17 protein-coding genes, 2 pseudogenes and 1 riboswitch are annotated in these 25448 nt (G+C 44.9%); of the genes and pseudogenes, 10 read left to right on the forward strand and 9 right to left on the reverse strand.

The window, feature by feature from the left end; translation table 11 throughout:
* Positions 1-947 precede the first annotated feature (947 nt).
* On the reverse strand, positions 948-1511 hold the full coding sequence (locus ACRRSX_RS05355; protein WP_432454227.1) for a VOC family protein: 564 nt from the start codon (positions 1509-1511) through the stop codon (positions 948-950).
* Between the two features lie 187 nt (positions 1512-1698).
* On the opposite strand from ACRRSX_RS05355, the pseudogene ACRRSX_RS05360 reads away from it, so the two are divergent.
* Positions 1699-2672, forward strand: a pseudogene (locus tag ACRRSX_RS05360) (IS110 family transposase).
* A gap of 489 nt (positions 2673-3161) precedes the next feature.
* On the opposite strand, the gene ACRRSX_RS05365 reads toward ACRRSX_RS05360, so the two are convergent.
* From ACRRSX_RS05365 to ACRRSX_RS05385, 5 genes are all read right to left on the reverse strand, one after another.
* Positions 3162-3761 carry a Vat family streptogramin A O-acetyltransferase gene (locus ACRRSX_RS05365; protein WP_432469377.1) on the reverse strand — a complete coding sequence of 200 codons (600 nt, stop codon included), beginning with the start codon at positions 3759-3761 and terminating at the stop codon, positions 3162-3164.
* Positions 3762-3918: 157 nt separating this feature from the next.
* Positions 3919-4335, reverse strand: coding sequence for a hypothetical protein (locus ACRRSX_RS05370; RefSeq protein WP_432454226.1), 417 nt, complete (start codon positions 4333-4335; stop codon positions 3919-3921).
* Positions 4336-4555: 220 nt separating this feature from the next.
* A protein-coding gene (locus tag ACRRSX_RS05375; RefSeq protein ID WP_432451743.1) for an IS3 family transposase occupies positions 4556-5640 on the reverse strand; the annotation gives its coding sequence in 2 pieces (ribosomal slippage) (positions 4556-5391 and positions 5391-5640; 1086 coding nt in all).
* A gap of 1902 nt (positions 5641-7542) precedes the next feature.
* Positions 7543-8307 (reverse strand): alpha/beta fold hydrolase, encoded by a 765-nt coding sequence (locus tag ACRRSX_RS05380; protein ID WP_432454225.1) that lies wholly within the window; start codon positions 8305-8307, stop codon positions 7543-7545.
* Between the two features lie 186 nt (positions 8308-8493).
* Positions 8494-9183: a pseudouridine synthase gene (locus ACRRSX_RS05385; protein ID WP_432454224.1), complete on the reverse strand. Its 690-nt coding sequence runs from the start codon at positions 9181-9183 to the stop codon at positions 8494-8496.
* A 623-nt stretch (positions 9184-9806) separates the two neighbouring features.
* Here ACRRSX_RS05385 and ACRRSX_RS05390 point away from each other — a divergent pair.
* Positions 9807-10919: pseudogene (locus ACRRSX_RS05390) on the forward strand (HNH endonuclease signature motif containing protein); the annotation flags it as partial.
* Positions 10920-11001: 82 nt separating this feature from the next.
* Here the strand turns inward: ACRRSX_RS05390 and ACRRSX_RS05395 are convergent.
* Positions 11002-12225, reverse strand: a complete 1224-nt coding sequence (locus ACRRSX_RS05395; RefSeq protein WP_432454223.1) for a threonine/serine ThrE exporter family protein — start codon at positions 12223-12225, stop codon at positions 11002-11004.
* A gap of 308 nt (positions 12226-12533) precedes the next feature.
* On the opposite strand from ACRRSX_RS05395, the gene ACRRSX_RS05400 reads away from it, so the two are divergent.
* Positions 12534-14249 carry an NAD-dependent malic enzyme gene (locus tag ACRRSX_RS05400; protein ID WP_432454222.1) on the forward strand — a complete coding sequence of 572 codons (1716 nt, stop codon included), beginning with the start codon at positions 12534-12536 and terminating at the stop codon, positions 14247-14249.
* A 103-nt stretch (positions 14250-14352) separates the two neighbouring features.
* Positions 14353-14539: riboswitch (FMN riboswitch) on the forward strand.
* Positions 14540-14697: 158 nt separating this feature from the next.
* Positions 14698-15351, forward strand: coding sequence for a 3,4-dihydroxy-2-butanone-4-phosphate synthase (gene ribB, locus ACRRSX_RS05405; RefSeq protein WP_432454221.1), 654 nt, complete (start codon positions 14698-14700; stop codon positions 15349-15351).
* Positions 15352-15565: 214 nt separating this feature from the next.
* Here the strand turns inward: ribB and mgrA are convergent, their stop codons facing one another.
* Complete coding sequence (mgrA, locus tag ACRRSX_RS05410) at positions 15566-16591, reverse strand: L-glyceraldehyde 3-phosphate reductase (RefSeq protein WP_432454220.1); 1026 nt, start codon at positions 16589-16591, stop codon at positions 15566-15568.
* Positions 16592-16688: 97 nt separating this feature from the next.
* Positions 16689-18224 (reverse strand): phospholipase effector Tle1 domain-containing protein, encoded by a 1536-nt coding sequence (locus ACRRSX_RS05415; RefSeq protein WP_432454219.1) that lies wholly within the window; start codon positions 18222-18224, stop codon positions 16689-16691.
* Positions 18225-19247: 1023 nt separating this feature from the next.
* Between ACRRSX_RS05415 and ACRRSX_RS05420 the strand changes: the two genes are divergently transcribed.
* The 6 genes from ACRRSX_RS05420 (at position 19248) to ACRRSX_RS05445 (ending at position 25422) form a co-directional block, all read left to right on the forward strand.
* Positions 19248-20171 (forward strand): LysR family transcriptional regulator, encoded by a 924-nt coding sequence (locus tag ACRRSX_RS05420; RefSeq protein WP_432454218.1) that lies wholly within the window; start codon positions 19248-19250, stop codon positions 20169-20171.
* Positions 20172-20467: 296 nt separating this feature from the next.
* Positions 20468-21961: an ABC transporter substrate-binding protein gene (locus ACRRSX_RS05425; RefSeq protein WP_432454217.1), complete on the forward strand. Its 1494-nt coding sequence runs from the start codon at positions 20468-20470 to the stop codon at positions 21959-21961.
* A gap of 65 nt (positions 21962-22026) precedes the next feature.
* A complete protein-coding gene (locus tag ACRRSX_RS05430) occupies positions 22027-22971 on the forward strand; it encodes an ABC transporter permease (protein WP_432454216.1) in 945 nt (314 codons plus the stop codon).
* A complete protein-coding gene (locus ACRRSX_RS05435; protein ID WP_432454215.1) occupies positions 22968-23786 on the forward strand; it encodes an ABC transporter permease in 819 nt (272 codons plus the stop codon). The genes ACRRSX_RS05430 and ACRRSX_RS05435 overlap by 4 nt, the downstream gene beginning before the upstream one ends.
* Positions 23783-24610 carry an ATP-binding cassette domain-containing protein gene (locus ACRRSX_RS05440; RefSeq protein ID WP_432454214.1) on the forward strand — a complete coding sequence of 276 codons (828 nt, stop codon included), beginning with the start codon at positions 23783-23785 and terminating at the stop codon, positions 24608-24610. Before ACRRSX_RS05435 ends, ACRRSX_RS05440 begins: the two co-directional genes overlap by 4 nt.
* Entirely contained in the window at positions 24607-25422 is an 816-nt protein-coding gene (locus ACRRSX_RS05445; protein WP_432454213.1) for an ABC transporter ATP-binding protein, read from the forward strand. The genes ACRRSX_RS05440 and ACRRSX_RS05445 overlap by 4 nt, the downstream gene beginning before the upstream one ends.
* Positions 25423-25448: the final 26 nt, after the last annotated feature.

Consider the following 25448-nt stretch of genomic DNA (forward strand, 5'->3'; position numbering starts at 1 on the left):
TTGTTAAAATCATGTGGTCGAGTTGAAACATTGCTTGATACCTCACTAATTTTACTGCCATGACCCAGAAAATCTAGTGTCGCTGGAACTATAAAGTGACATAAGGACCTGCGTTACATCTAATGCAAATCCAAAATTTGAACCACAGTTTGACATAAAATGGAACCATAGTATGGCATAGTGCATTTCGTATGTTTGCCGCCCGCCAAACACACTTTTGGACAAAAGTGAGTTACGCTGATTGTTTGTTCAAAGGTATGCTGGATTAGATTCAGTATGGCTGAGACGGAGATAACGCCGAAAGCAGCGGCGCGCGTTAGCGCATCCAGCCCGTAGGGCGATGCTGCCTATGTTTGTGTACGCCCATGGGCATGAACTTACTAGCGAATGGCAAGGGCGTTACCGTGAGGGAATGTCTGAAGGAAGCCGGACGCCTTTTTATCTAAAGAGAGGGCGAGCTGATGAACAAGAACATCATATGAGGCGTAGGCTGGAGGCGAGTTGGCACAAGACAACGAAGCCATGTGATCTAACGGCCACCGTAAATGATGCAGCAGTGCAGAGAAAAGAGAAAGTGCATGTTCTACTTCTTATAAACAAAGAGTGGGGAGATCTGCTTAACTTGCGATCGTTTAACTCACTCCATGGCGGTTATCAGCAGACGGCGTTTTTAGATAAAGAGCCCAATGCCGCTTTATTGTGTAATAGTTGGGACATGGTGAAGGCCTGAACCTGAAAATCAATGAGGAGCCTGTGCAGCTCATTGTCTCCGTATCCGACCGGACTGAGGAGTCATGGCGCAAAAACAGAAGCCATCATTGGAATGCAAAGGAGCGAATCGGCCGTTGTATTTTAACCGTTTTCAGGAAACGCCCTGTGCGGAGCCGCATGCAGGGTGTTGTGGGGGCTGGAGGTTAGATTCCTCCGGCTACCCGATTAGGATATGGCTAACCAAGCACACCTAAACTATTCTTATGAACTATTTCCCAATCACTATTTGGAGAAAATCCAGGCATATTTCTAATCTCATTCTCTGTAAATTTGATCAACTCTTCATGAGATAACTCTAAATTTACAGCAAACTTACACGGTTGATTCACATGCCAGGGAGTATCTGTGAAAATTTCAAACCTATTGTTTTCAGGATCACGAAAATATATAGACCAAGTTGTGCCATGAGATACTGTTTGCAAACTTATTTCAGAAACTGACTTTAATGATGAATTGAAGGCTTTCAATTCATCAATATTTTTAACTCTAAAAGAGATATGATCAACTGGACTTTCAAGAGCCCTATGCGATTGCACTGGACTTAAAACAATTTGATGGTGCTCTTCTGGGTTCCGACTTAAAAAAACCATACCATTTTGTCCTTCACCTCTATCAGTAACAACAAAGCCTAACTTACTTTTGTAAAAGTCTTCCATCTTAGCTAGGTCTTGAACGTATAATTCAATATGACTTAACTGAATGTTTGGAAAGATAATCTCATCCATAATATCCATTTTCATCCTTAATATCCTAACGCCCTAATAACTGGCGTGTAGGTTGGCGTTGTTTTTGCCATGTTTTTCTTTTGCAAAAACGATGACAACCGTTATGCGTCCAGTTGATTAGCTTGATAATCATTGAGCCTCCTCCCTAGCAAACCGTATCAGCGGTATGCTTAAGGTGACCAAACCAACAGGAGAAAGCTCAATGAGATTTTATAATAACTCACATCCATACTACTGTGGCATTGATTTACATGCACGCTTACTTTATGTCTGCATCATTGATTCTAAAGGGGAAGTTGTCGTCCACAAAAAGATTGGGGCTAATAAAAATGACTTGTTACTCATACTCGAACCCTATATCGGCAATGTCATTGTCGGGGTTGAGTGCATGCATTGCTGGTATTGGGTCTCTGATTGGTGTGCTGAACTGGGCATCGATTTCATTCTAGGTCATGCCCTTTACATGAAAGCTATCCATGGCGGTAAAACCAAAAATGATAAAGTAGACTCCTTTAAAATTGCCACACTACTGCGTGGTGGTAATTTCCCTATTGCTTACAATTACCCTCGCGAAATGCGTGCTACGCGAGACTTGTTACGCCGAAGAATGAAGATTGTCCGTCACGGAGCCATGCTCAAAGGCCATGTGGTTAACACCAACAGTCAATACAATCTGCCTGCCACTGACTTAAACCTTAAAAACATGTCTGCAAGACAACAACTACGCGAGCAATACCAAGACCCTATCGTGCAGCGTAATATCGACATGGATATGGCAATACTGGATTTCTACGCCAAAGAACTTGCCCAAGTGGAATGGTTCATTGAAAAACAGGCCAAAAACCATAACCCCGTTTATTTAGAATTGCTAAAGACCGTACCTGGGATTGGCAAAATTTTATCCCTGACCATCTTGTATGAAATTGGTGATATCGCCCGATTTGAATCAGTACAAAAGTTTGCATCGGTAATGCTCATTTGAAATGGGCATTCTCAGAAGCGGCTGTGCTTTACCTGCGTGGCAATGACAAAGCCCGCAACTACCTTAATCAATTACAAAAAAGGATGAGCAAAGCTAAAGCATTATCGGCACTGGCACATAAACTTGGCCGTTGTGTCTATTTCATGTTGAAGAACAAAACGGTGTTTGATGAACAGCGATTCTTGAAAGGGTAAGTCGCGCAATAAGGTGAGCTGAACGTCTAACTAGATACTCTTAAAAAGAGAAGCGAGCATGACCGTGAATGATGTGGCTAATGAAGCAATAACTCATCACCATCATCACTATGCCAAAGGCTATTTAAGCTACGCCGACTTGATTAGACACCTTATTGGCGCGCATTAAGTACAATCAACAAAATCGTTTACACCTTAAATGAGCCTGACACTAACTGTGCATAAAGCCCCTGTGACTTGAATAGTGCCATCTTAGGGTTAACCGATAAATGTCTAGTGCCCCTGACATTCCGAAGGACCGGATAGCCTCAGGCAGCGATAAGATCGCACTAAGAGAGCCTCTATATGTGTTTGCTGTAAACGATGATTTGACAGCTAACTGACAGACGAAGTAGATGCATTTGTTGATTGATTTTAATTTGACTGCAAGAGCAGTCAAATAAGTTAGGCTCGCCTATTGACTACCCGGAGGCTCATATGTGTTAAATGTCACTTGGCACAATCAAGCTTTGAAATGTCTGCACCTATAATTGCTTCAAGATTCAAGGTTATCTTTTCTGCAGACCAATCCCACCATGCTAGTTGAAGTAACTTATCAATAATAGGTTGTTCAAAGCGATTTCTTATTATTTGTGCAGGATTCCCCCCGACCACTGTATAAGCAGGGACATCTTTAGTAACTACAGATTTACTCGCAATTACAGCACCGTGTCCAATTTTAACACCAGGCATTATTGTTGCTTCATAACCAATCCAAACATCGCTACCAATTTCCGTGTCACCTTTAAATGGTAGCTCACCTTCTTTAGGCATAGCTTTTTCCCAGCCATTCCCAAATATATAAAATGGATAAGTAGAGAAACCAGAGTCTTTATGATTAGCACCATTCATTATAAATTTCACACCTTTTGCAATAGCGCAAAACTTTCCAATAATTAATTTATCTCCAATAAATGGAAAGTGGTAAAGCACGTTACTTTCGAAATTTTCAGGACCGTCAGGATCATCATAATATGTATAATCACCGACTAAAATATTTTCACTTTTTATATAATTTTTAAGATATCCAACTTGTGGAAATCCTTTCATCGGCTCTTTATTATTTGGATTTGGACCAATCAAGTTATACTCCTTACTATTCGTGACATTTAACGCCCGGTTTTGGGGCGGACTTGGAGCTGCGAAGCAGCGGAAAGGCCGTCCCAGCCCCAACGGGGCGATAACAACCGCTTGTTAGGTGATTCATTTATGACAGCCGTAGAAAACTCTTATACTCAATCACGATATCGTACTTAACTCCCGCTTGCTTTAATCGACCTACGATATGATTCGCGACCTCATTTGGCCGCTCGTGCGCATATTGGACATCAACAACTAAGATATATTTCCCATCTCTCTTAAGTTCGACAAGCATGACGGCCTCCCCCTCATACTCACCACTCCAAGATCTCAACAACTCGTTACGAGGGCTGTTAGCCCAGCGGTTATAACTTCGTATCCAAGGCTTTTTATCCTGAACCAAGCCATTATCACTGCAAAAATTTTCAATGGCGCTATCAGTAATACCGTTGCTATCAGCTAATTCAATCACTGCAAAATTACCACATGCAGTCAACGGAAGGATAACGAAAAATAAAGCCACTCGAAGCATCATACTTTTCATCTGACATCACCTAACAGTATATTAATATGCAAATTCCCATCTTTCACGCATGCGAAGTTACCACCTATCACGCAGCACAGAAATTCACACAGCCTTTAATATTCAACTTTGTCAACAGCATATCAGTGAATCACCATTTTGACCATGCGTGAAAGATGGTCATGTATTTGCAGAAAGATGGGGTAATCCTCCCATTATTAACCGCATTTATTCGTAGAATTCATGCTGCCGTTTTTAGTGGTGGGAACCCTCCATTTGCAAGGTGTGGTCGTTGATGATTGTAGAACCATAACCATTGGGTCGCCCGATCTTGAACATCTTCAAGTGTGTCAAACAAATACTTACTCACTAAGCCAAACCTCATAGTACGGTTGAACCTTTCTATATAGGCGTTTTGTTGTGGGTTTCCTGGCTGAATATAATCGATTCGAATGTCGTGGTTGTTGGCCCATTTAATAAACGCATGGCTAATGAACTCAGGACCATTGTCGCAGCGGATCGCAACAGGTTTGGTTCGTTGTTCGATGAGCTGCTCTAAGATCCGAGTGACTCGTACTGTGGGCATTGAAAAATCAGGTTCTGACGCCAGACCTTCACGTTTGTAATCATCTATCACATTGAATAAACGGTACTTCCGGCCATCAGATAGCTGATCATGCATAAAGTCCACGGACCAAACTTGGTTTGTTTTAATCGGCTCTTTAAGAGGCTCTGGCGTATGGCGATTCAGGCGTCGTTTTGGCCTAATACGTAAGTTTAGAGCCAATTCGCAGTAGATCCGATAAACCCGCTTATGGTTCCATGTATACCCTTTAACGTTCCGCAAATGGTGAAAACACAGGCCAAAGCCCCAGTCAGAGCAGTCTTCACTGTTGCACAGCGTTACTAACTCCTGAGCTATCAACTCATTCTCAGGTTGAAGCTTCGATTTATAGCGATAGCAGGTCTCGCTGATCCCAAACCAATAGCATGCACTTTTAATGCTGATGTGATAGTTCGCCACCGAACGCTGAGCCATCAATCGACGCTCACAGGGCTTCACCACTTTTTTGCCATCGCCTCTGAGATCACCTCTGCTTTAAGGCGTTCTTCCGCATACATCTTTTTAAGCCGTCGATTTTCATCTTCGAGTTCTTTCATCCGCGCCATAAGGGATGCGTCCATACCGCCGTATTTCGAACGCCACTTGTAAAAGGTTGCGTTGCTCATTCCATGCTCACGACAGAGCTCAGGAACAGGTGTACCAGCCTCAGCCTGCTTGAGAATAGATAAGATCTGACTGTCCGTGTAACGTGACTTTTTCATGTTGAATCTCCTGTATTTACTATACGAGAAAATTCTACTTTTGCATGGGATTAATTTTCGGGGGGATTACCATGGGAACCCACTTAACTGTGTATAATTGCAGTGAAAAGATCGACATATGAGCCCAGCATATCTCGCGTTTATCGAGGTAAAAATGCGCAAAAACGCTTTAGAGAAACAACAATTCGAAGGGATTTAGCATGGATATAGCGCTTTATTTTATTCAACAAGAAACTAGACACTAATTTAAAAAAACCTTTCACACTCTCGATAGCCAAGATTACGCTTTTAAATCCCATCATCTTCGCCGAGTAGCGCAAATAAACAAGGGAGCAAAGTTGAAGTCTGTTTGAGCGTAGTGTTTACTTCAACGCCCTTGTGAATGCGCAACGCAGGATCTAAGAAGATGCAGGGCGAGCTTTCTTTTTGCTTAGCTAAGCTTTTACCTCGTTGCTAACACAGAACTGGACAAATGAGTGATTCGTTACATGTATTGATTATTAGAATGCAACATAAAAATCATTACTACTCCTAATGCGCTATTAATAAACGAGTACAACCCCGCCAAAAATTCAAGTTTATACAGTCTCACTTTCTTTTTGTAGAATGAGAATAGAGGTATCAATAATAAAGCTACCCATACTATCAAGAAAATTGGTGTAACTACATCAAAGTAGTGAGGTGCATAACCAGGAAAAGTAAATACGAAGATAACAGTCAATATTGATGTAGCAAAGTAGAATAAAAAATGTAAATCATAAATAAAGGGAAATGAAAGGGCTATTCCAGCAACAGGCCATAGAATCATTGGTGCTGAGTGTCTAAAAGCGAAAGTATTTTTTATTTCCATAGTCATTAATCCCAACTTGAAAAATATACTTCATTCAACAACTTCTTACATGAAGCTGCCGTTAGCTTATTAGAGTATTCGACTGATTGTAAGTGTTTAGAAAATGATAGCAATTTTTCCTGATTGTTACTCAACCCAGCTATTTCCTCACCGATATACAAACTTACACTCTTAACACAGGCACCAGAATAATATCTCTCAAAGTAGGCCCCGCTCCAAAATAAGAGTGCACCGAAGACAACAACGGCTGGAATAATATATGACAATTTCACTCTTCACACCTTACTAACTTTGAACATATTGGATTTTGGAGTGTCTGTCGAACCTCAGCCTTTATCACGAGATAAAGTGTTCACAAAAACATGGCTGGAGATTGGAGGTAACCATTACTAGAAATAGCCTTGTATCACTGCACTCACTTAATCAACAAAATATCAAATAAACAAAGACTTGGCTACTTTACTATAAGAGAGTTTAGATGCAGGTGGGTTTATTAGACTTTTAAGCTCGTCAGACCTCCCAGCAGAAAGGTCTCTGAAGCAGCCAATAATCAGTAAATGCGACAACGATTAGTATGTTTAGGTCAAGCGATAATCTGATAAAGCAAAAAACCAAATAGGTAAGGCCTAAGATTTGTCGACAGAATTATGATAAACAATGCATATCATCGGCTTGCTTTTTCTCATTTTTGATATTTTTCACTAAAACACAATGAGGCAAAAGCACGTGAGTGTTGCGATAACTCTACAAACACTATTGGTTAGTAATCATTCTTCAACTCATACTAATCTAACTCATTATTTGTTCATTCTTGCAGGCCTAAATCATCGTTAACTGCGTAATGTATCTTGTAATCAGAGCCTCTCGTTGTTGCTCTTCATGCCTTGTTATCGGTAGATTTATGCTGCGTAATAAGTTGCTCATATAATCAATCAAATTGGTTGCGCATTGGTCTGGTGAACGTTGCATTAGTTTCGCAAAGCGTGATCAACTGGGATGTGAGGGTTTAAGCTGACGCTTCGAGTGCGTCAGCGTATCGGATAAGACTGTTTTTAAAGAATAAAATTTGCAATTGTTTTGGCGACCGCGCTTGGGTTTTCCCACAACATGGAGTGACCAGACTCGGGAATGACGTCCACTTGAACGCCCACTTTAGGAAGCTTGGTATAGTCATCATCGGGCAATGAGTATTCCCCAAAGAGTACCATTTTGGGGCATGGAAACGCGATCAATTGTTGTCGCCATGACGGAATCGAACCCGTCATCAGAGAACTCGATAGTTGATGCACCGCGCGAGGGTTGGCAACCTGCATTGTTCCCGCCCAAACATGGTTGTCATTTGAGATACAATCTTGAATTTGTTGCTGATGACCATGCTCGCAATAATCGGCTAAGGGTTGATTAGCGATGCCTTGACTAAAAAAACCACCGCCAGTATCTAAATTGGGCTCAGAGAGTACTATTTTTTCCACTCGTTCTTGGCACAGAGACGCTAGCGTTACCGCGATTGCCCCGCCAGCACTATGTCCAAAAATCACAAATTTAGTTAATTTTATTGCCTTGATGAGCCCTAGTAGCACTTTGGCATGCGCCTCGACAGAGTAGGCAAATGTTGGTGGGTGATCGCTAAATCCGGCACCAAATAAATCAACCATAATACAGCGGTGTCCAAGTAGACTTTGATCCGCAACCACGGCGGGGTAGTCACTTGATGAAGCGCAGCCTAAGCCATGGATAAATAGAATGGGCAGCTTTTCACCAGGAATATCGTGATATCGCAAAACGGCTTGATATTTTTCATCATAATGAGCGTTCATATAAATCCTAAGTGTGAATGTTGTGTCAATGCAACGTCGATTGGCAGGCAAGCGTGTGGATCAGAGTGTATAACAATAGGTGAGCGGTTTAGGCTTTATTTTATGATTTGTCACTCTATATTTCGTTGATTTAAAACAGTAATTTTAAGCACTTGGCGCATTGGGAAGTAATTTGAAATGGCGGGTTTACTTGGTGAATGATTGGATCTCATCGTTTGTTAAATCACGCCATTGCCCAGTCTTAATATCTAGGCTAACTTCGCCAATTTTTTCTCGATGTAAAGACAACACTCGGTTACCCACGGCCGCGAACATCCGTTTTACCTGATGGAATTTACCTTCGGTGAGGCTTAACAGCACCTCGGTTGGCGTAATTAATTCTAAGTGAGCAGGCAGGGTGAGTTGTGGTTCCCCTTGTAATTGAATGCCTCTTTTAAACAGAGAGCGGGCGTCTTCCGTTATTTTTTTTGATAAACCCACCCGATACACTTTACTGCAGTGTTGGCTTGGCCGCGTGATATTAAATGACCAACGTCCATCATCGCTGATTAAAACCATCCCTGTGGTATCGACATCTAAACGTCCCACAATATGCAGTTCGGCGACGTTTTCAAGATCTAAATAGTTGAACAATGATGGATAAACTTCATCGATGTTGGAACAAATGGTTCCCGCGGGTTTATGCATCATGATGTAACGAAAAGGTCGTGTTTTGAGCGGGTTGCCATTCAACAGGATGATGTTGTTTTCATGAACTTGAGTCGCTTCATTGTTTGCGATATCGCCATTTACCTGCACTTGGCCTGAATGAATCCGTTGGCTTGCTTCGATTTTTGTTAAGTTGGTACTTTTACAAATAAATTTATCAAGGCGCATATTGACAACAGATTAGGTGAAAGAGTTGATTATTATCCGGAACTCTCGCGAATGATCAAATACTCTGGCTGATTTCTCCATTGGTTTTTGTTGATATGTTTACTCTGGGCTTATCCTAAGGTGAAGAATCCCGAGGTGAGGAGAGAGTTTTGAGCAGATTTAGGCAATGTGCGAATTGCTTGTCTGTATCGCTACCGTCAGCTTGTTGTTAAACACCACAAAATAGCAGCTAGATATCGATTAAAACTCAATTAAATGTGATGAGCATGGCAAATAAATTGTCAAGCGATTGGTCAGGTTTTGGTGGCTGCTATGCTCAAATTTTGAGCGGTCAATATACAGAGTGGATCAATCGCTGTTCAGAAACGCGCTTGCAAAGGTTCGCCGTTAAACTTATTGCGCAGAATTAATCTGTCGATAATCAGGCGTAAAGTACAGTAACTAGTGGTTCTAATTACAAAATATGTAACGCTGTTGGCGCTGATTTAGGCCAGCAAGATGAACCGATAATGAGTGAGATGGGTATAACCAAGGGATTGGATGAACAGATGAAAAAATTACGCTTATGGGGAGCTTTGCTGTTCGCTCTACTTTTTTCTTCGCAAGCAGTATTCGCCGCAGATACATGTAGTGCTCATCGTCTGAATCTGTCGTTATTGACTGATAATTACGCTTCAGAAACAAGCTGGAAAGTATTGAGTGGTAATATTTTAGTCGCCAGTGGTAGTGATTATAGTAGCAATAAACAGTACACCGAGACCCTATGTCTTGAGGATGGTGATTACAGCTTTATTATCGACGATAGTTACAATGATGGGATCTGTTGCGGTTATGGGAGTGGCAGTTATAGTCTCACAGCAAACGGTTCAAGCTTAGCTAGCGGTGGAGAATTCACCAGCTCTGAAAGTACCAACTTTAGCTTTAGTTCTGACAGCTCTGCTGGCAGTGGTTATTCTTCGAGTCACACTGATAGCTATTATGCGGCGACTGCGGGCCTAAGCGGTGATGCACTTAAAACTGCTCTTTATAAGCTCATTAAAGAGCACCGCTCGCAAAGCTATAGTGCTTTGTGGTCGTTTTACAGCACTTATGAGCAAGATCAGTATTATGAAAACGACGCTAGCATTGTTGATATTTACTCCGAGCGTCCGAGTGCTAGTGATCCCTATCTCTTTACGCCAAGCAGTGATCAATGTGGTTCCTACACTGGCGAAGGAGATTGTTATAACCGTGAGCATTCTTTTCCTCGAAGCTGGTTTGGTGGCGCTGTTTCTCCGATGAATACCGACATCCATCATGTTTTCCCTACCGATGGTAAAGTGAACGCTTACCGCAGCAGCTATCCCTATGGGGAAGTTGGAACCGCGACTTATACTAGTAAAAATGGCTCCAAGCTCGGCTCTGCGGCATCTGGCCTTGGTTATTCGGGAATGGTATTTGAACCGATTGATGAGTTTAAAGGTGATATCGCTCGCGCTTACTTTTATATGGCGACTCGCTATCAAAATTTAATTGCCAACTGGGAAAACAATAGTCGTTATGGCAACGCTGTATTAGATGGCTCTAGTGAGCAGGTCTTTGAAGCTTGGACACTGCAAATGTTGAAAAATTGGAATAACGCCGATCCGGTGAGTCAGAAAGAGCGAGACCGAAACGACGCCGCATTTATTTTTCAGGGGAACCGTAATCCATTTGTCGATCATCCTGAGTATATTGGTGAAATTTGGGGAAATTAAAAGCTTGTTTGATGAAACCAGCCTGGACTCAATCAGTGAGAGGCGCGGTGCGCCTCTCACTGTGATGTCTTAAAAGGTGTGGCTACAAAGAACTGCGTGGCGGAATTGCCACATTTGCAAATAAGATCCCCCCAACAATCGACATGAAAATTAAGAAGGTTTGTGAGCCGATGTTGGGAATACTGACCAATGATTCGCCAAATACCATAGAGTTTAAACTAAGGTAGGCTTTGCTGCCTGGGACTAACAACACAATCCCTTGTAGCAGTACCACTGATGCGGGGGATTTGGTGAGTTTGGCAAATAAGTTGGCATATAACGTCACCACGAAAGCGCCCACGAAGGGGCCTAAGGCGTCGCCTAAATAGACACTGCCAAGTAATGCGGATGCATAGGCGATAGCTCCCGACAATAAGCCCCAAATCATATCTTTATTGCGCATCTTAAACACAATGCTTAGGCCAAGAGAGAGCAGTAAAACTCCCAACCATTTAATCCACCAGGTGCTGGTGGCGTATTGATGTAAATCTACTTGTCCCCAGACCAGAGAACCAATCGCCATCCCTAACACGGCACCAAAATACAGTTTAAATAACACCATGCTGCCATCCATTACTCGCGCAGTTCCCGACATTAATTCACGAGCGGCCAGCTCGGTGAGCCCAAGTGTAAGCGATAAGCCGGGGATCAGGATGATGATGGAAGATAAGATAACAATGCCGATATCAAGCTCGGGCAAAAATTGGCCTAGCGACACCGCGACAAAGGAACAGACCAAGGCGGCAACGGGTTCTAAGGCTTCTGAAAAATCGTCTGAGCGTTCTGCCTGTCGGGCTAAGTAATAACAGACAATGCTTAATAGGCTGGCACATAAAATGGTGAGCCAATCGGCAGCCATTAACATCGCAAAGCCGCCGCCAGTAATCGCGTAGGCCCCAAGCATGATCATTGGCGGATAGGGTTCGGGAAATTGCGCCCATTTGTTGAGGCTGTCCATCGCTTCGCCGAGCGTGATTTGTTGGTTGCTGACCTTTTCCACCAGTTGGTTGGTTCTGGCGAGCATACCCAAATCGATTTCACCGGGCTTGACACGCATCACGTAATTGTATTCTTGGGTATCATCGGGCGCCCAAAGTACAAAGGTGAGTGAGGTCGGAGTGACCAAAAAGTAGCCGTCCAAGCCAAGAGTTTCCGCAACATTTCGTAGATGAGACTCTAAACGAAAGGCTGGGGTGCCGTATTTATGCAGAGCTTTGCCAAGTTTAATAATGAAGTTTCTTTTTACTTCAAACAGTGATTGTTTCAATGTGGGGGTTGCTAAAAAGTGGAGATGGCTAATTGTATATCAGTCGGCACACATTGGTGTATAGCACTGGCTAATTAAATCGAGTTTGATTTCGTTTGAAGGTGATTTTAGCCGCGAAGTGCTGCCTTGTTTCAATATTTATCCCCTGATCTTGCGAATCATCTCAAAAAGGACTGCGCGGACGGCAAATTATTTGTTAGTTGATTAAATTTAGACGATTTTTGAATGAAATAGCGTACAGATGTAGTGGGATCATTTACTATTTAACTTTGTTCTATCTTTTCTTACGCGCTGTCTCGGAGGACAACATGCCTACAGGTAAATATTTACGCTGGAAAGACGAAAATGGTAACGAATTTCGCCCAGTTTCAATTTCTGGAACCGCACTACTGAACGATCGCACTTTGAATAAAAGTACTGCCTTTAGCTACGAAGAGCGAGAAGCCTTTAACTTAAATGGTCTGTTACCTCCCAAGCCACAAACTTTCGATGATCAGTTGCAGCGAGTCTATCAAGGCTTTTTGAGTGCTTGTAGTGATATTGAAAAATATCAATATCTACGGGCTCTGCAAGATCGCAACGAAACCCTGTTTTATGCCTTGATTTCACGCCATGTTGAAGAAATGACGCCGATCATTTATACCCCAACCGTGGGTAAAGCCTGTCAAGAATTTAGCCATCGCTATCAAAAAGCCCGTGGTTTATATGTGACCGCAGATAACATCGATCACATGGGAGAAATGGCACGCCATTTTGCCGGCAAAGAAATTAAAATTATTGTCGTGACCGACAGTCAAGGGATCCTTGGTTTGGGTGATTTAGGCATCGGTGGTATGGGGATCCCGATTGGCAAGTTGTCTTTGTATACCTTAGGGGCAGGCATTCATCCTGCACATTGTTTACCGGTGGCTCTTGATGTGGGAACGGATAATCAAGATCTATTGGCAGACCCTATGTACTTGGGGATGCCGAAGAAGCGGATGCGAGGTGAGGAATACCAGAATTTCATCGAAAAGTTTGTAGCGCAAACTAAGTTACATTTTCCTAAAGCCGTTTTGCAATGGGAAGATTTTAGTAAATCGAATGCCTTCGATAATCTTTCAAAATATGAAGATGTATTACCTTCATTTAATGACGATATTCAAGGCACCGGATCGGTGGTATTGGCTGGGGTGATTGGTGCAACCAAAATTAAGGGTGAAACCTTGGCTGACCAGGTGTATGCGGTTTATGGCGCAGGCGCTGGTGGGGTCGGCGTTGCCGATCAAATTTTTGCGGGTTTACTCAAAGAGGGCTTAAGCCATCAAGATGCGCGTGACCGAATTTATATTTTAGACTCTCGCGGCGTGGTGTTTGATAACCGCGAAGGTTTAGATGATTATAAAAAGCGTTACGCCAAACCAATTGGATTTGCCGAGGATTGGCCTTTGGCCGAAGCCGGAAAGGCCAGTTTAAGTGAACTGATCGATAACGTTGCGGTGACCGTGTTACTTGGTTGTAGTGGTGTCGGCGGGGCATTTAAAGAAAGTCATGTGAAGAAAATGCTCGATTATACTTCGCGGCCAATGGTGTTTCCTTTGTCTAACCCGACCAGCAACTGTGAAGTCTTGCCCGAAGAAGTCTACCGTTGGACCGATGGCCAAGCCATTGTCGCAACCGGAAGCCCCTTTGATGATGTAGAACACAATGGTCAGCGCTACCGCATTGGTCAGGGAAACAACGTATTCATTTTCCCTGCTGTGGGCTTAGCAACCATCGTTTCTGGGGTGAAAAAAATCACCATGGAAATGTTTACCACCGCATCGTTTGCGTTAGCTGAGTATGTTTCGCAAGAAGATCTAGACAGTGGTTGTGTATTCCCAAGAATGCGAGAGTTAAAAGAAGTCTCTAGTTTTGTGGCTAAAGCAATTTTGAAACAAATTAAAGAGACCGATCCAGATGGCTGCCTTAGTGGCAAAGATATAGAGCGTGAAATTGCCGATCATATGTGGGAGCCGATTTATCTGCCTTACCGCCGGGTATAGCAGAAAAATTTCTTCATCATGAGCAGTAAGGGCCTTAGGGCCCTTACTTGTTTTTGGGCCAATTTAGGTGCACCATTAGGTCTGGCACAGTATCGTTGTGCCAGAACATTCTCAGGGCGGGGTGAAATTCCCCACCGGCGGTAGTTAAGTTTTCTTAAAAGCCCGCGAGCGCCCAGTTGATTCTGGGGTCAGCAGATCTGGTGCCGATTGAGTCCATGACTCAAGCGAAATCCAGAGCCGACGGTAATTTGCAGCTGTGCTGTAATCAGTCCGGATGGAAGAGAATCAACAAGTAGTATTTGCAGTACGGCAACTAAGCGTAAGCTTATTGCTGTGTTGTTGGATTGGTGCTGCTTTAGATAAAAAAGCATAAAGTGTCACTTTATGTTTCAATTCCTGCGTGCCCTGATTCTGGAAAACCTAATGTTGTTATTAAAGGATTTTAACCATGAATCAGTCTTTACTTGCCCAATATGGCAATTCTAATCAACGTGTTGATGCTGCGCTTGATGCGCTTCGCAAAGGCCAAGGCGTACTGGTGGTCGATGATGAAGACCGTGAAAATGAAGGCGACCTAATATTTTCCGCTGAGTCGTTAACTCAGCCACAAATGGCGATGTTAATTCGTGAATGTAGTGGCATCGTCTGCTTGTGTTTAAACGATGATAAAATCAAGGCTCTCGATTTACCGCCCATGGTGAGCGATAACTCTAGCCAGTTTGGTACCGCCTTTACTGTGAGCATCGAAGCAAAACAAGGGGTGACGACCGGAGTGTCTGCGGCCGATCGACTGACCACCATACAAACTGCGATTGCTGATGATGCCAAGCCGAGTGATTTAGCTCGCCCTGGTCATGTATATCCACTGAGAGCCCAACCTGGCGGAGTATTTACTCGCCGAGGACATACCGAAGGTACGGTCGATTTGATGATTTTAGCAGGGCTTAAACCGGCGGGCGTCTTGTGTGAAGTCACCCTAGCGGATGGCACAATGGCGCGATTACCTGAAATCGTTCAGTTTGCCCAGCAACATGGTATGCCTGTATTGACGATTGAGGATATCGTTGAATATCGCAGAGCTTTATTAAGCCAGGTCGGTTAAGCTTCAAAAGCTTTCCACAGCGCAAATAAAAGGGGCCGAGGCCCCTAATCGATTTAAGCGTTTAGTACTTATTGTTGTTGTAATTATGTAAAATGACTTTAATTTTATTCTAACTAAATAAAAAATATATGCAGTCCAGAATTAAAGTATTTTATGGCTTATTTGTCAATAATGTGACTTGAGCTGGATTTAATATTGAGAGCATAATTCTCTTTCAAAGTGCAGTCCCCGCCAGTATATATTCAATGCTTGATAATTCTTCAGTGCTAAAGTCTAGCTTATCAAGGGCTTTCACCGAATCGTAGAGTTGTTCGGTGCGACTCGCCCCGATTAGGCAGGTCGTGACGGCATCATTACTCAGGGTCCAGGCGATGGCCATTTGCGCAAGGCTTTGTTGACGAGCTTCCGCAAGTTGATTTAACGCTGCCACTTTGGCTATTTTTTCTGCAGAAATATCGCTTTGTTTTAGATGAATGATCTCGTTGCGCGATGCTCGTGAGTTTTCAGGGATCCCATTTAAGTACTTATCCGTTAAAACCCCCTGTGCCAGTGGCGAGAAAACAATGCTGCCAATACCCTGTTGTTTTAAGACATGGCACAAGCCATCTTCTATCCAGCGGTCAAACAGATTGTAACGTGGCTGGTGAATCAGCAGCGGTGTGCCGAGCTGCTTTAAAATAGCCGCTGCTTGTTCGGTCTGTTCGGCAGAATAGTTGGAAATTCCGATATATAGGGCGCGACCCGAGCGCACTAAATAATCGAGAGCCTGCATGGTCTCTTCTAGCGGAGTCTCAGGATCGGGTCGGTGGTGATAAAACACGTCAAAATAATCCAATCCTGTGCGTTTTAGGCTTTGATCACAGCTCGATACTAAGTATTTACGCGAGCCGCCACTGCCATAAGGGCCTGGCCACATATCGTAGCCAGCCTTACTGGAAATAAATAGTTCATCGCGGTAGCCAGCCAAGTCTTGTTGCATGATTTTGCCGAAGGTTTGTTCTGCTGCCCCGTAACTAGGACCATAGTTATTAGCTAAATCAAAGTGATTAATGCCTAAGTCGAAGGCGGTTCGCAATAGGTTTCGAGCATTTGCCAGTGGATCGCTTGAGCCAAAGTTTTGCCATAAGCCAAGCGCAAGTCGGGGAAGTTGTACACCACTCTGTCCACAACGCTGATATTGCATCTTATGGTAGCGTTCGGGCTTAGCCACGTAGATAGGATTAGGGGTTGTTGTAATCAATGGGTCATTTCCAAACAGCAAGTACTATCGTATTATAAATAAAATTATTGATAAGCGCGAGCCCTAAGTCGCGCGAAGGTCGTATTATTTGTTTGATTTATAGACGTTGCACTTGAACCCGCAGATGGCCCGTATTGTTGCCGTAGTAGCTATTTAAGTCGTTGGCAAATAAACATAACTCTCCGGTCTTGGTGGCCGTGAACTGGATCCGATTACCCACATAGAAGGCGTCCTCATCACTGTCATGAATAGTGGCGCATAAACTAAACCAATCGGCATCTGGCACCCGCCGATATGCCTCACTAATTTGTATGGGAAGCTCGCCTAGACCCAGTTTCACATCACTGCGATCCCAGCCCTCACCATCAACCTCTTGCAAATTGCCGTCTTTCCAACGAGCTTGATGGGTATTCTCAATTAAATACTGTTTGCCTTTCACTAAGATGATCCCTGTATGATTGTATTTTCGATGCGCTAATACTTTGCTTGTGATGGGCTGATCGGCCAGTTGATAGTTGTTTAATAAGCCGAGTTCATGAATGGCGGTCCCTTGAGATGGTTCTGGTGCGGTGCGCCAAGGGTCATACATGATTTGGTGTGAGACATTTTTTAGCGATTTGGGGCGATAATTACGATCCCCAGCGATGCGTAAAGCGACGGAAATGTGAACTTTCGGCTTGATGTTGGGTGATACTTGGTCATTTTCTAAGGCGCAGCACAAGCGGTCATCAACGGTGAAAAATGTTGCTAAAAGGCCGCGTTGCTGTTGATGATTCACCCCGTAGCAATAGGGTTCAATTAACATGTCATCGATACTAATGTTTAAGCGGGAGTTATCGGGGAAAATACTTAAGTAATCGATGGTGGAGGGGCTGTTAAATTGAATGTTTAAGTCGTCGAGGTTCTCCAGCCAATCCATGGCAAAGCGTAAACTGGTATCGGATAAGCCATCATAATTATACCCACCACCGACGTCGGAATGGGCGCCTGCAAACCATATTTCGGTTACTCGTTTATCGATATTCATTAAGGTCGGCTGAAAGGCGGCCCGTTTATCATCAAGTGATAGCATATGCAGTGCATGGCAAACTTTGTTTGGGAGAGTATGACCATATTCAAAAACAACGTCAGTGCTGGGGCGTTCGGATTTTTTCAAGTTGGGCAGTCCAATGGAGGCTACGGTATCAAATACCACTTCGATGATCTTGAAACTGGCGTTGGGATAATCACGTGAAATAATTGAGGCAAAACGTCGTGCTAGTGCAGCCCCGCGACTGAAACCAGTAATTAGAACCTGTTCGGGGGGATGCAGCTGATAGTGTTTGGCAAAGTCTTGCTTGGCAGAGGCTAAAATGGTTTTCACATCTGAATTTTCCAAGGCTAAGCCGGCATTAAATTTACGTTCAAAGTAATTTCCATAGGTTCCCACGCCTTTGTAATAAAAGCTGACACAGTGCTTACCTAAGTCGCTTTTCCCATTGTGATCTCTTAAATTGCCGCCAAGCAGTAAATGTAGTTTGAGGATATTGGTTATGCTGTCATCTTCAATAACACCACTGTCTCGCTTGTCTTGCATTGCATCTGCAGGTTCGTTATCTGTACCATCAAAGTTGAATATTAGTAGGTTTTCCATTGTTGCTATCTCCTGGGTTATTTTACTAACCCTAGTTGGCTAATTAATAATCAGCAAAGTAATCGAGGTGAAGATAAGCTTGGTGTCCGACGGAGGGAAAATACCGTTGGATACAGGCCCACTCATCCGCTCGATATCTAGCTTTGGGGGGCCAAGAATAGGGGGATCAGTTTCGCCAAATGAATTGCGCCATAGTGATTTATTGCTCTCTATGTCAATAAATCGAAGAGAGTTTGCTTCAGAGTGATGTGTTACTCGTGCGGATGATAATTAAAAAGTCATTTAATTCAATACGTTGTAATTTTTAGCGATGATTGCGTTGGCATGGTTAAGTGCCTGTACTCGCACTGTGGGCATGTTTGAGTAGATCCAAGAGTGTGCTCCTACAAGAGCGTGCACCTTTTGTGCTAATTATGCGGGGATTTGGCAAGTGATTTCTTCCATTGATGCTGCCGACGGTCATGGTAGTGGTCGTCGTATCAAGCCGCTCTTTTCCGTCAGCCAGCAACAATGCAACTGAACGCTAGCCGATGGTATTTGAGGCAGCATTCAAGTGCAGTCAATCAACTGGGTGTTGCCGCCAGTAGAGCTTACAGGAGGTATTCTCAGTCTAGCAACGGCAGATTAGCGGCGTCTACCAGTGGCAGTGGAGTCATGGCTGTGTTACTTGCTCTGGCAGCTCTTAGGTGGCGGGGCGTATCTTGGCGGGTTTAGTTGTCACACCGCTAAAGGCGGGCATACTTGGCGTTATTGGAATGGGATATCTAGTGAAGTATTAAAGGGTATTTCTCGATTTATAAGCTCCAAACTGAGTTTTACAATTCCCCTAGATAGCGGGGTCGATCAGAAACCTGCGCCTATCGATAGCGGTTCAAGCATCGTGATTTGTGCTCTGAAGCGCACGCTCTAGCTGGGATAGGCTAAGCGAGCACGCATTGAATGTGCTTCCCATCATGTAAAAAAGACTTGCCTGAGGCAAACCACTTCGATTGAATGAGCGCATCACTCATTTCAGAGAATGATATGAAGCTTCAGGCTATTACTTATTTCAATGAGCTGGTTCGTTCACGTTCGATTCGACAGGCATCGGAAACTTTAGGGGTTTCTCCGACCGCGATTAGTCGCCAGCTGGAAAATTTGGAACACTATTTTGGTGCGCCCTTAGTGACCCGAGGTGCGCGAGGTATTATGTTAACCGCAGCAGGGGAGCTGCTAGCGACTCGCTCTAAAAGTATGATGCGTGATCTCGATAATGCCCGCCAAGTGATCGATGATCTGCGAGGTCTTAAGCGTGGTCATGTGTCGATCCATATTAACGGCGCAGCAATTAATGCCATCTTGGCTCCTGCGTTGTCGGAATTTTATAAGCTGTATCCAGGGATATCGATTGTGGTGACGGTTTCATCGGCACAAGAAGCCAAGAATGCGGTGATTAATGGTGACACCGATATGGCTGTCACGATGTTCTCTTCTCCCGACTCAAAAATGGATGTGCGCTTTAAACTGCCGATTCACCATGAAGCGATAATGGCAGCTAATCACCCGCTGGCTAAGTTTAAGCAGATTTCCTTAGAGCAGATCCGCCAACATCCGATTGCGATGCCAGATCACTCATTTGGGATCCGGCGTAATTTTGACCAGCGCCAACGTTCTGCTGGTTTTGTGCCTGTGGAGGCAGTGTTTACAACCTCGTCTCTTGAATTACAAAAGGAACTCGCCCTGCGCGGCGCGGCGGTGCTGATTTTACCTGCGATGTCGGTTATTCGTGAAATTAAGGCCGCAGAGCTTGTGGTTCGCCCTTTTGTTGAGGCATCCGAAATCGTAACCGCGCTGCAGCTTGGACGAGCGATGACGACAGCGCCAAGCTTTGCCGCTGCTAAATTAGCCGATTTTCTAGAAGAATTTTTGCCAGAGCAAGCGCAATCGATGCAGCGAGCCAATCGTTAAATGAGTGGGGGCGAGAGGTATAGTATATGAGTTATGCATTCACTGAAAAATTGTTGGCTTAGGGCTGACGCGGCTCGCCATAAAGCCAGCGAACTTGCTGATTTGTTTAGAAGGATCTTTCATCGACTAAACGGGTCAAGCCGCGATAAAATTGCTTAAGCTTTAGAAACAGTGCAACGGTTTTGGTTGCACTGTGCGCTAATAAATCTTATTGCATTTACACTACGTTCTCGGGCAAGGTAAAGGCATAACGAACAGAAAGGGTTTCTAAAACCACTATCAGAGGTTTCCGTTTTATGATACGTAATTTTCGTTCTCTCTTGATTGCGACAGCAGCCATTGGATTGTTTGCGACGGGCAGTGTGATTGCTCAGCCACGCAGTGACCTTATTTTAGGCATGAGCTTAGAGCCTTCTGGTCTTGACCCGACAGTTGCTGCACCAGTGGCCATTGGACAAGTGGTTTGGCAAAACCTTTTTGAAGGTTTGGTTGCAATTGACCAAGACGGCAACATTGAGCCACAGCTTGCCGAAAGCTGGCAGATTTCTGATGATGGTTTGACTTACACTTTTGATATGCGTGATGGAGTCGCTTTCCAAAATGGTAAATTGTTCAATGCGGAGACCGCGAAATATACCCTTGATCGACTACTTGCCAATGATTCGGTTAATCCACAAAAAGTGCTCTATAAGCCGATAAAAAGTGTTGAGGCGCCCGATGCGGATACCTTGGTTCTCAAACTGTCGAAACCATCTGCAGATTTGCTTTATTGGTTAGGTTTTCCTGCTGCGGTCATGGTTGAGCCCTCAAGTGAAGCAACAAATGCTACCCATCCAATTGGGACGGGCCCGTTTCAATTTCTTCATTGGAAGAAAGGTAATCAGGTGACGTTGGTCAAAAACAACAATTATTGGGGCCAAGCAGCACCACTGGATAAAGTCACTTTTCGTTTCATTAGCGATCCACAGGCACAAGCCGCGGCACTTAACTCCGGTGGGATTGATGCGATCCCAGAATTTAACGCACCAGAGTTGGTGAGTCAGTTCAAACGCAATCAAGCCTTTAATACCGTTATCGGAACCACCAGTATGGAAGTGGTTGCTGGTATGAACAGTGCTAAAAAGCCATTTAATGATGTTCGGGTGCGTCAGGCTCTGATGATGGCGACGGATCGCCAAGCCATTATTGATGCCACTAACGAAGGTTTTGGTACGCCAATTGGTAGTCATTTTTCCCCGTCCGATGCGGGTTATGAAAATCTGACGGGGGTATGGCCCTATGATCCAGTGAAGGCCAAGCAACTACTCGCCGAAGCGGGCTATCCGAATGGCTTCAGTTTTACCATGAAAATGCCGACCCGAACCTATGCTGAACGCGCAGCTGAGATCATGCAGGCCTACTTTTCTATGATAGGCGTGACCATGAATATCGAAACCTCCGAGTTTCCTGCGAAGTGGGTTCAGGATGTTTTTAAAGACACCAACTACGATATGACGGTGATTGGTCATGCAGAGCCTCTTGATATTGGGATTTATGCACGCCATCCGTACTACTTCAATTATCAAAATCCTGAGTTTGATGGAGTGATGGCGGCCATCTCTGATGCAACAAGCGAAGCTGAACGGATTGCGGGATACAAGCGCGCCCAGCAAATTCTCGCCCAAGACGTGCCGGCGTTGTTCCTTTACGCCGCACCTAAGATCGGTATATGGAAAAAAGATCTTCAAGGGATGTGGCGCAATGAGCCAGTTCCATCGAACGATGTTAGCGCTGCTTACTGGCGCGAATAAGCGTGCCGAGTTCCAAAAGTAAACGCAGTCAACAGCGAGCAACATACACTCAAAGGTGAGAGCCAATGCGCCATATTATGCAATCGCTGGTAGGGTTAATCGTCACCCTGCTGGTGGTCTCTTTTGTCATTTTTTTAGTGATGGAAGCTGTGCCAGGGGATCCTGCTGAAATCATACTCGGTATGTCTGCAGCGCCCGATACATTAGAAGCACTCCGAAGCCAGTTGGGATTAGATCAATCATTTCTGGTTCGCTATGTAAACTGGCTGGTCGGTTTATTACATGGAGATTTGGGAAACTCTTATACTTATTCTACATCGGTGGCGCAGCTGATTGGTGAACGACTCACTGTGACACTGCCGCTGACTGGGCTGGCGGTGTTTCTTTCGGTGCTGATTTCACTGCCTTTGGGGGTGATTGCTGCCGCAAAACCCAACGGTATAGTTGATATCTTCGCTTCCTTATTCTCGCAAATTGGCATAGCAGTTCCCAATTTCTGGATCGGCCTATTACTGATCCTTGGCATCTCACTCAGTTTTGGTTGGTTTCCCGCGGGTGGTTTTCCTGGCTGGGAGGCGGGTTTTTGGGCTGCGCTTCAGGCGCTAATTCTCCCTTCCATTGCATTGGCAATTCCGCAGGCGGCGGTACTCACTCGAGTCACTCGGGCTGCCGTGATAGAGGTGACCAATGAGGATTTTGTGCGCACCGCTCGAGCCAAAGGCGCAACGCCAAACCAAGCGCTTTGGCGGCATATCATGCCCAATGCCCTGATCCCTATTGTGACCATGTTGGGGATGCAAATCTCGGTTTTAATCGCTGGAGCTGTACTCGTAGAGAATGTGTTTAGTCTACCGGGGATGGGCACACTGGCTTACCAAGCGCTGGCACAACGTGACCTGATTGTAATTCAAAATGTGGTGTTATTCTTTGCCGCCATTGTGATGATTATTAACTTTATTGTTGATGCCTTGTATACCGTACTTGACCCAAGACTGAGGACTCGCCGATGAAACGTCTTCCTTGGTCGCTGATCATTGGTGGCTCGATTACCACGGTGCTTGTGATTGCAGCCATCCTTAGTCAATTTTGGACACCATTCGATCCTACGGCGATCAACATCATGAATCGTTTGAAAGGACCGGGAGTGGGTGGTTTGCTCGGCGCTGACCATTTTGGGCGTGACGAATTGTCGATGATTATGGCTGGAGCCTGGGTGTCTCTCGGGATCGCTTTTTCGGCGATTACTATCGGCGGGTTGATTGGCACAGTGCTTGGTGTGGCAGCGGCCTGTAAACGAGGCCGATTTGAATCGCTGGTGATGCGCGTGAATGATGTGTTATTTGCTTTTCCTCCAGTACTCTCAGCGATTTTGCTGGCAGCAATTCTTGGTGGAGGACCGACCACCACGATTGTCGCCATCGCACTGTTTATGATCCCGGTGTTTACGCGTGTGACCCGTGGCGCAGCCTTACAAATATGGGCTCGAGACTACATTCTTGCGGCGCGTATGGCTGGTAAAACCAATACCGGGATCACCATTGAACACGTGATTCCGAATATTGCGGCGCAAATTATTGTTCAAGTGGCAATTCAAACGGGCCTCGGCATTTTGACCGAGGCTGGCTTGTCATTTCTTGGCCTCGGCATCGCGCCTCCCACGCCGAGTTGGGGACGCATGTTGGCAGATGCGCAGACTTATCTTTCTATCGCCCCTCATCTGGTGTTGGTGCCTGGTTTGGCGATTTGTACCGCGGTACTGGGTCTTAATTTGTTGGGTGACGGGCTACGCGATCTTACGGATCCGAGAAGGGGGCAATCAACATGATGCTCGATATTAAAGACCTTCGGGTGAGTTTTCAAAATGACGATGGCCAAGAAAATGAAGTAGTGCATGGCATCAATCTGTCGCTCAACAAAGGTGAAACGCTGGGAATTGTTGGTGAGAGCGGCTCCGGAAAATCAGTATTATCGCTGGCCACAATTGGTTTGCTTCCTAAGACTGCAAGGGCTTCTGGAGAGATCCTTTTCAAGGGCGAAGATATTTTAAGGATGACCGAGCGGCAGTTGTGTGCATTGCGTGGTTCTCGAATTGGAATGATTTTTCAGGAACCAATGACCGCGCTCAATCCTGCGATGAAAGTAGGAAGCCAGATTGCCGAAGGCCTAAGGTTGCACCGTCATCTCAGTCGTAGAGAAGCAAGTGCGGAAGCGCTTCGCCTGCTGGAGATGGTGCGGATCCCTGATGCTAAGCGGAAAATGCATTGTTATCCTCACGAAATGTCTGGCGGGCAGCGCCAGCGTGTTGGGATTGCGATTGCGCTCGCACTTAAACCGGATCTGTTGATTGCAGACGAACCAACAACCGCCCTCGATGTCACTGTGCAGGCAGAGATCTTGGACATTCTTGACGATCTAGTGAGTGAATTGGGGATTGCCTTGATCTTGATTTCTCATGATCTTGGGGTGATTGCTCGTATCGCCGACCGAACGTTGGTGATGTATCGCGGCAATGAGATGGAGCAAGGGGAAACCGAACGGGTGTTACGAGAGCCGAGTCATGAGTATACCGTTAAGCTTCTCTCTGCCTTGCCACAACGGGTGCGAGTGGGGCTTGAAATCACCACGCCAAATTCAGAAGGTAAGGCATGAGCAAAAAAATTCTTGAAATTATTGGCCTTACACGTGAGTTCAAGCTTGGTGATAGCAGTGTGAAAGCACTTAACAATGTATCGCTGTCACTTGAAAAGGGACAAATACTTGGGGTGGTTGGTGAAAGTGGCTCAGGCAAGTCAACCCTTGCTCGTATCGTGATGGCGTTGGATAAGCCTAGCGATGGCAATGTGCTGTTTGAAGACCAAGATATTTTTGCGCTTACCTCAGCCAAGTTACGCCGCCTGCGCGCCTGTTTTCAAATGATATTTCAGGATCCTTATGGGTCCTTGGACCCGCGGCATAAAATATCTCGGATTATCGCTGAACCTCTTCATCTAGAAGAAAACGCCCCAAAAGGTAACGCGCTTAGGGCGCGTATCGCAGCGCTGCTTGAAGAAGTGGGTCTAAACGCTGACGACATGGACAAATATCCACATGAGTTTTCTGGTGGTCAACGGCAACGTATCGCCATTGCGCGGGCACTGATCACCAAGCCTAAGTTAATCGTCGCAGACGAAGCTACTTCTGCCCTCGATCTGACGGTGCAAGCTCAGATCCTAAAGTTGCTTGTGAGCATGCGAGATAAGCACGGTATATCGGTGCTGTTTATTACTCACAATATCGGCGTTGTTGATGAAATTTGCGATAGCGTTGTTGTGATGCAATCCGGCCAGTTGGTCGAGATCGGCCCGGTTCGGCAGGTCCTCGATAATCCTCGTGAAGCGTATACCAAACGACTGCTGTCTGCCGAACCCACGCTTAAACAGATTGGTCGAAAAAAGTGTCGGCAAGATCCAATGGCTCTCTGAGCGCTTAGCAGCCAAGACCTTTCGAC

It is taken from the genome of Agarivorans sp. QJM3NY_30 (genome assembly GCF_050870855.2).
Taxonomy (GTDB): Bacteria; Pseudomonadota; Gammaproteobacteria; order Enterobacterales; family Celerinatantimonadaceae; genus Agarivorans.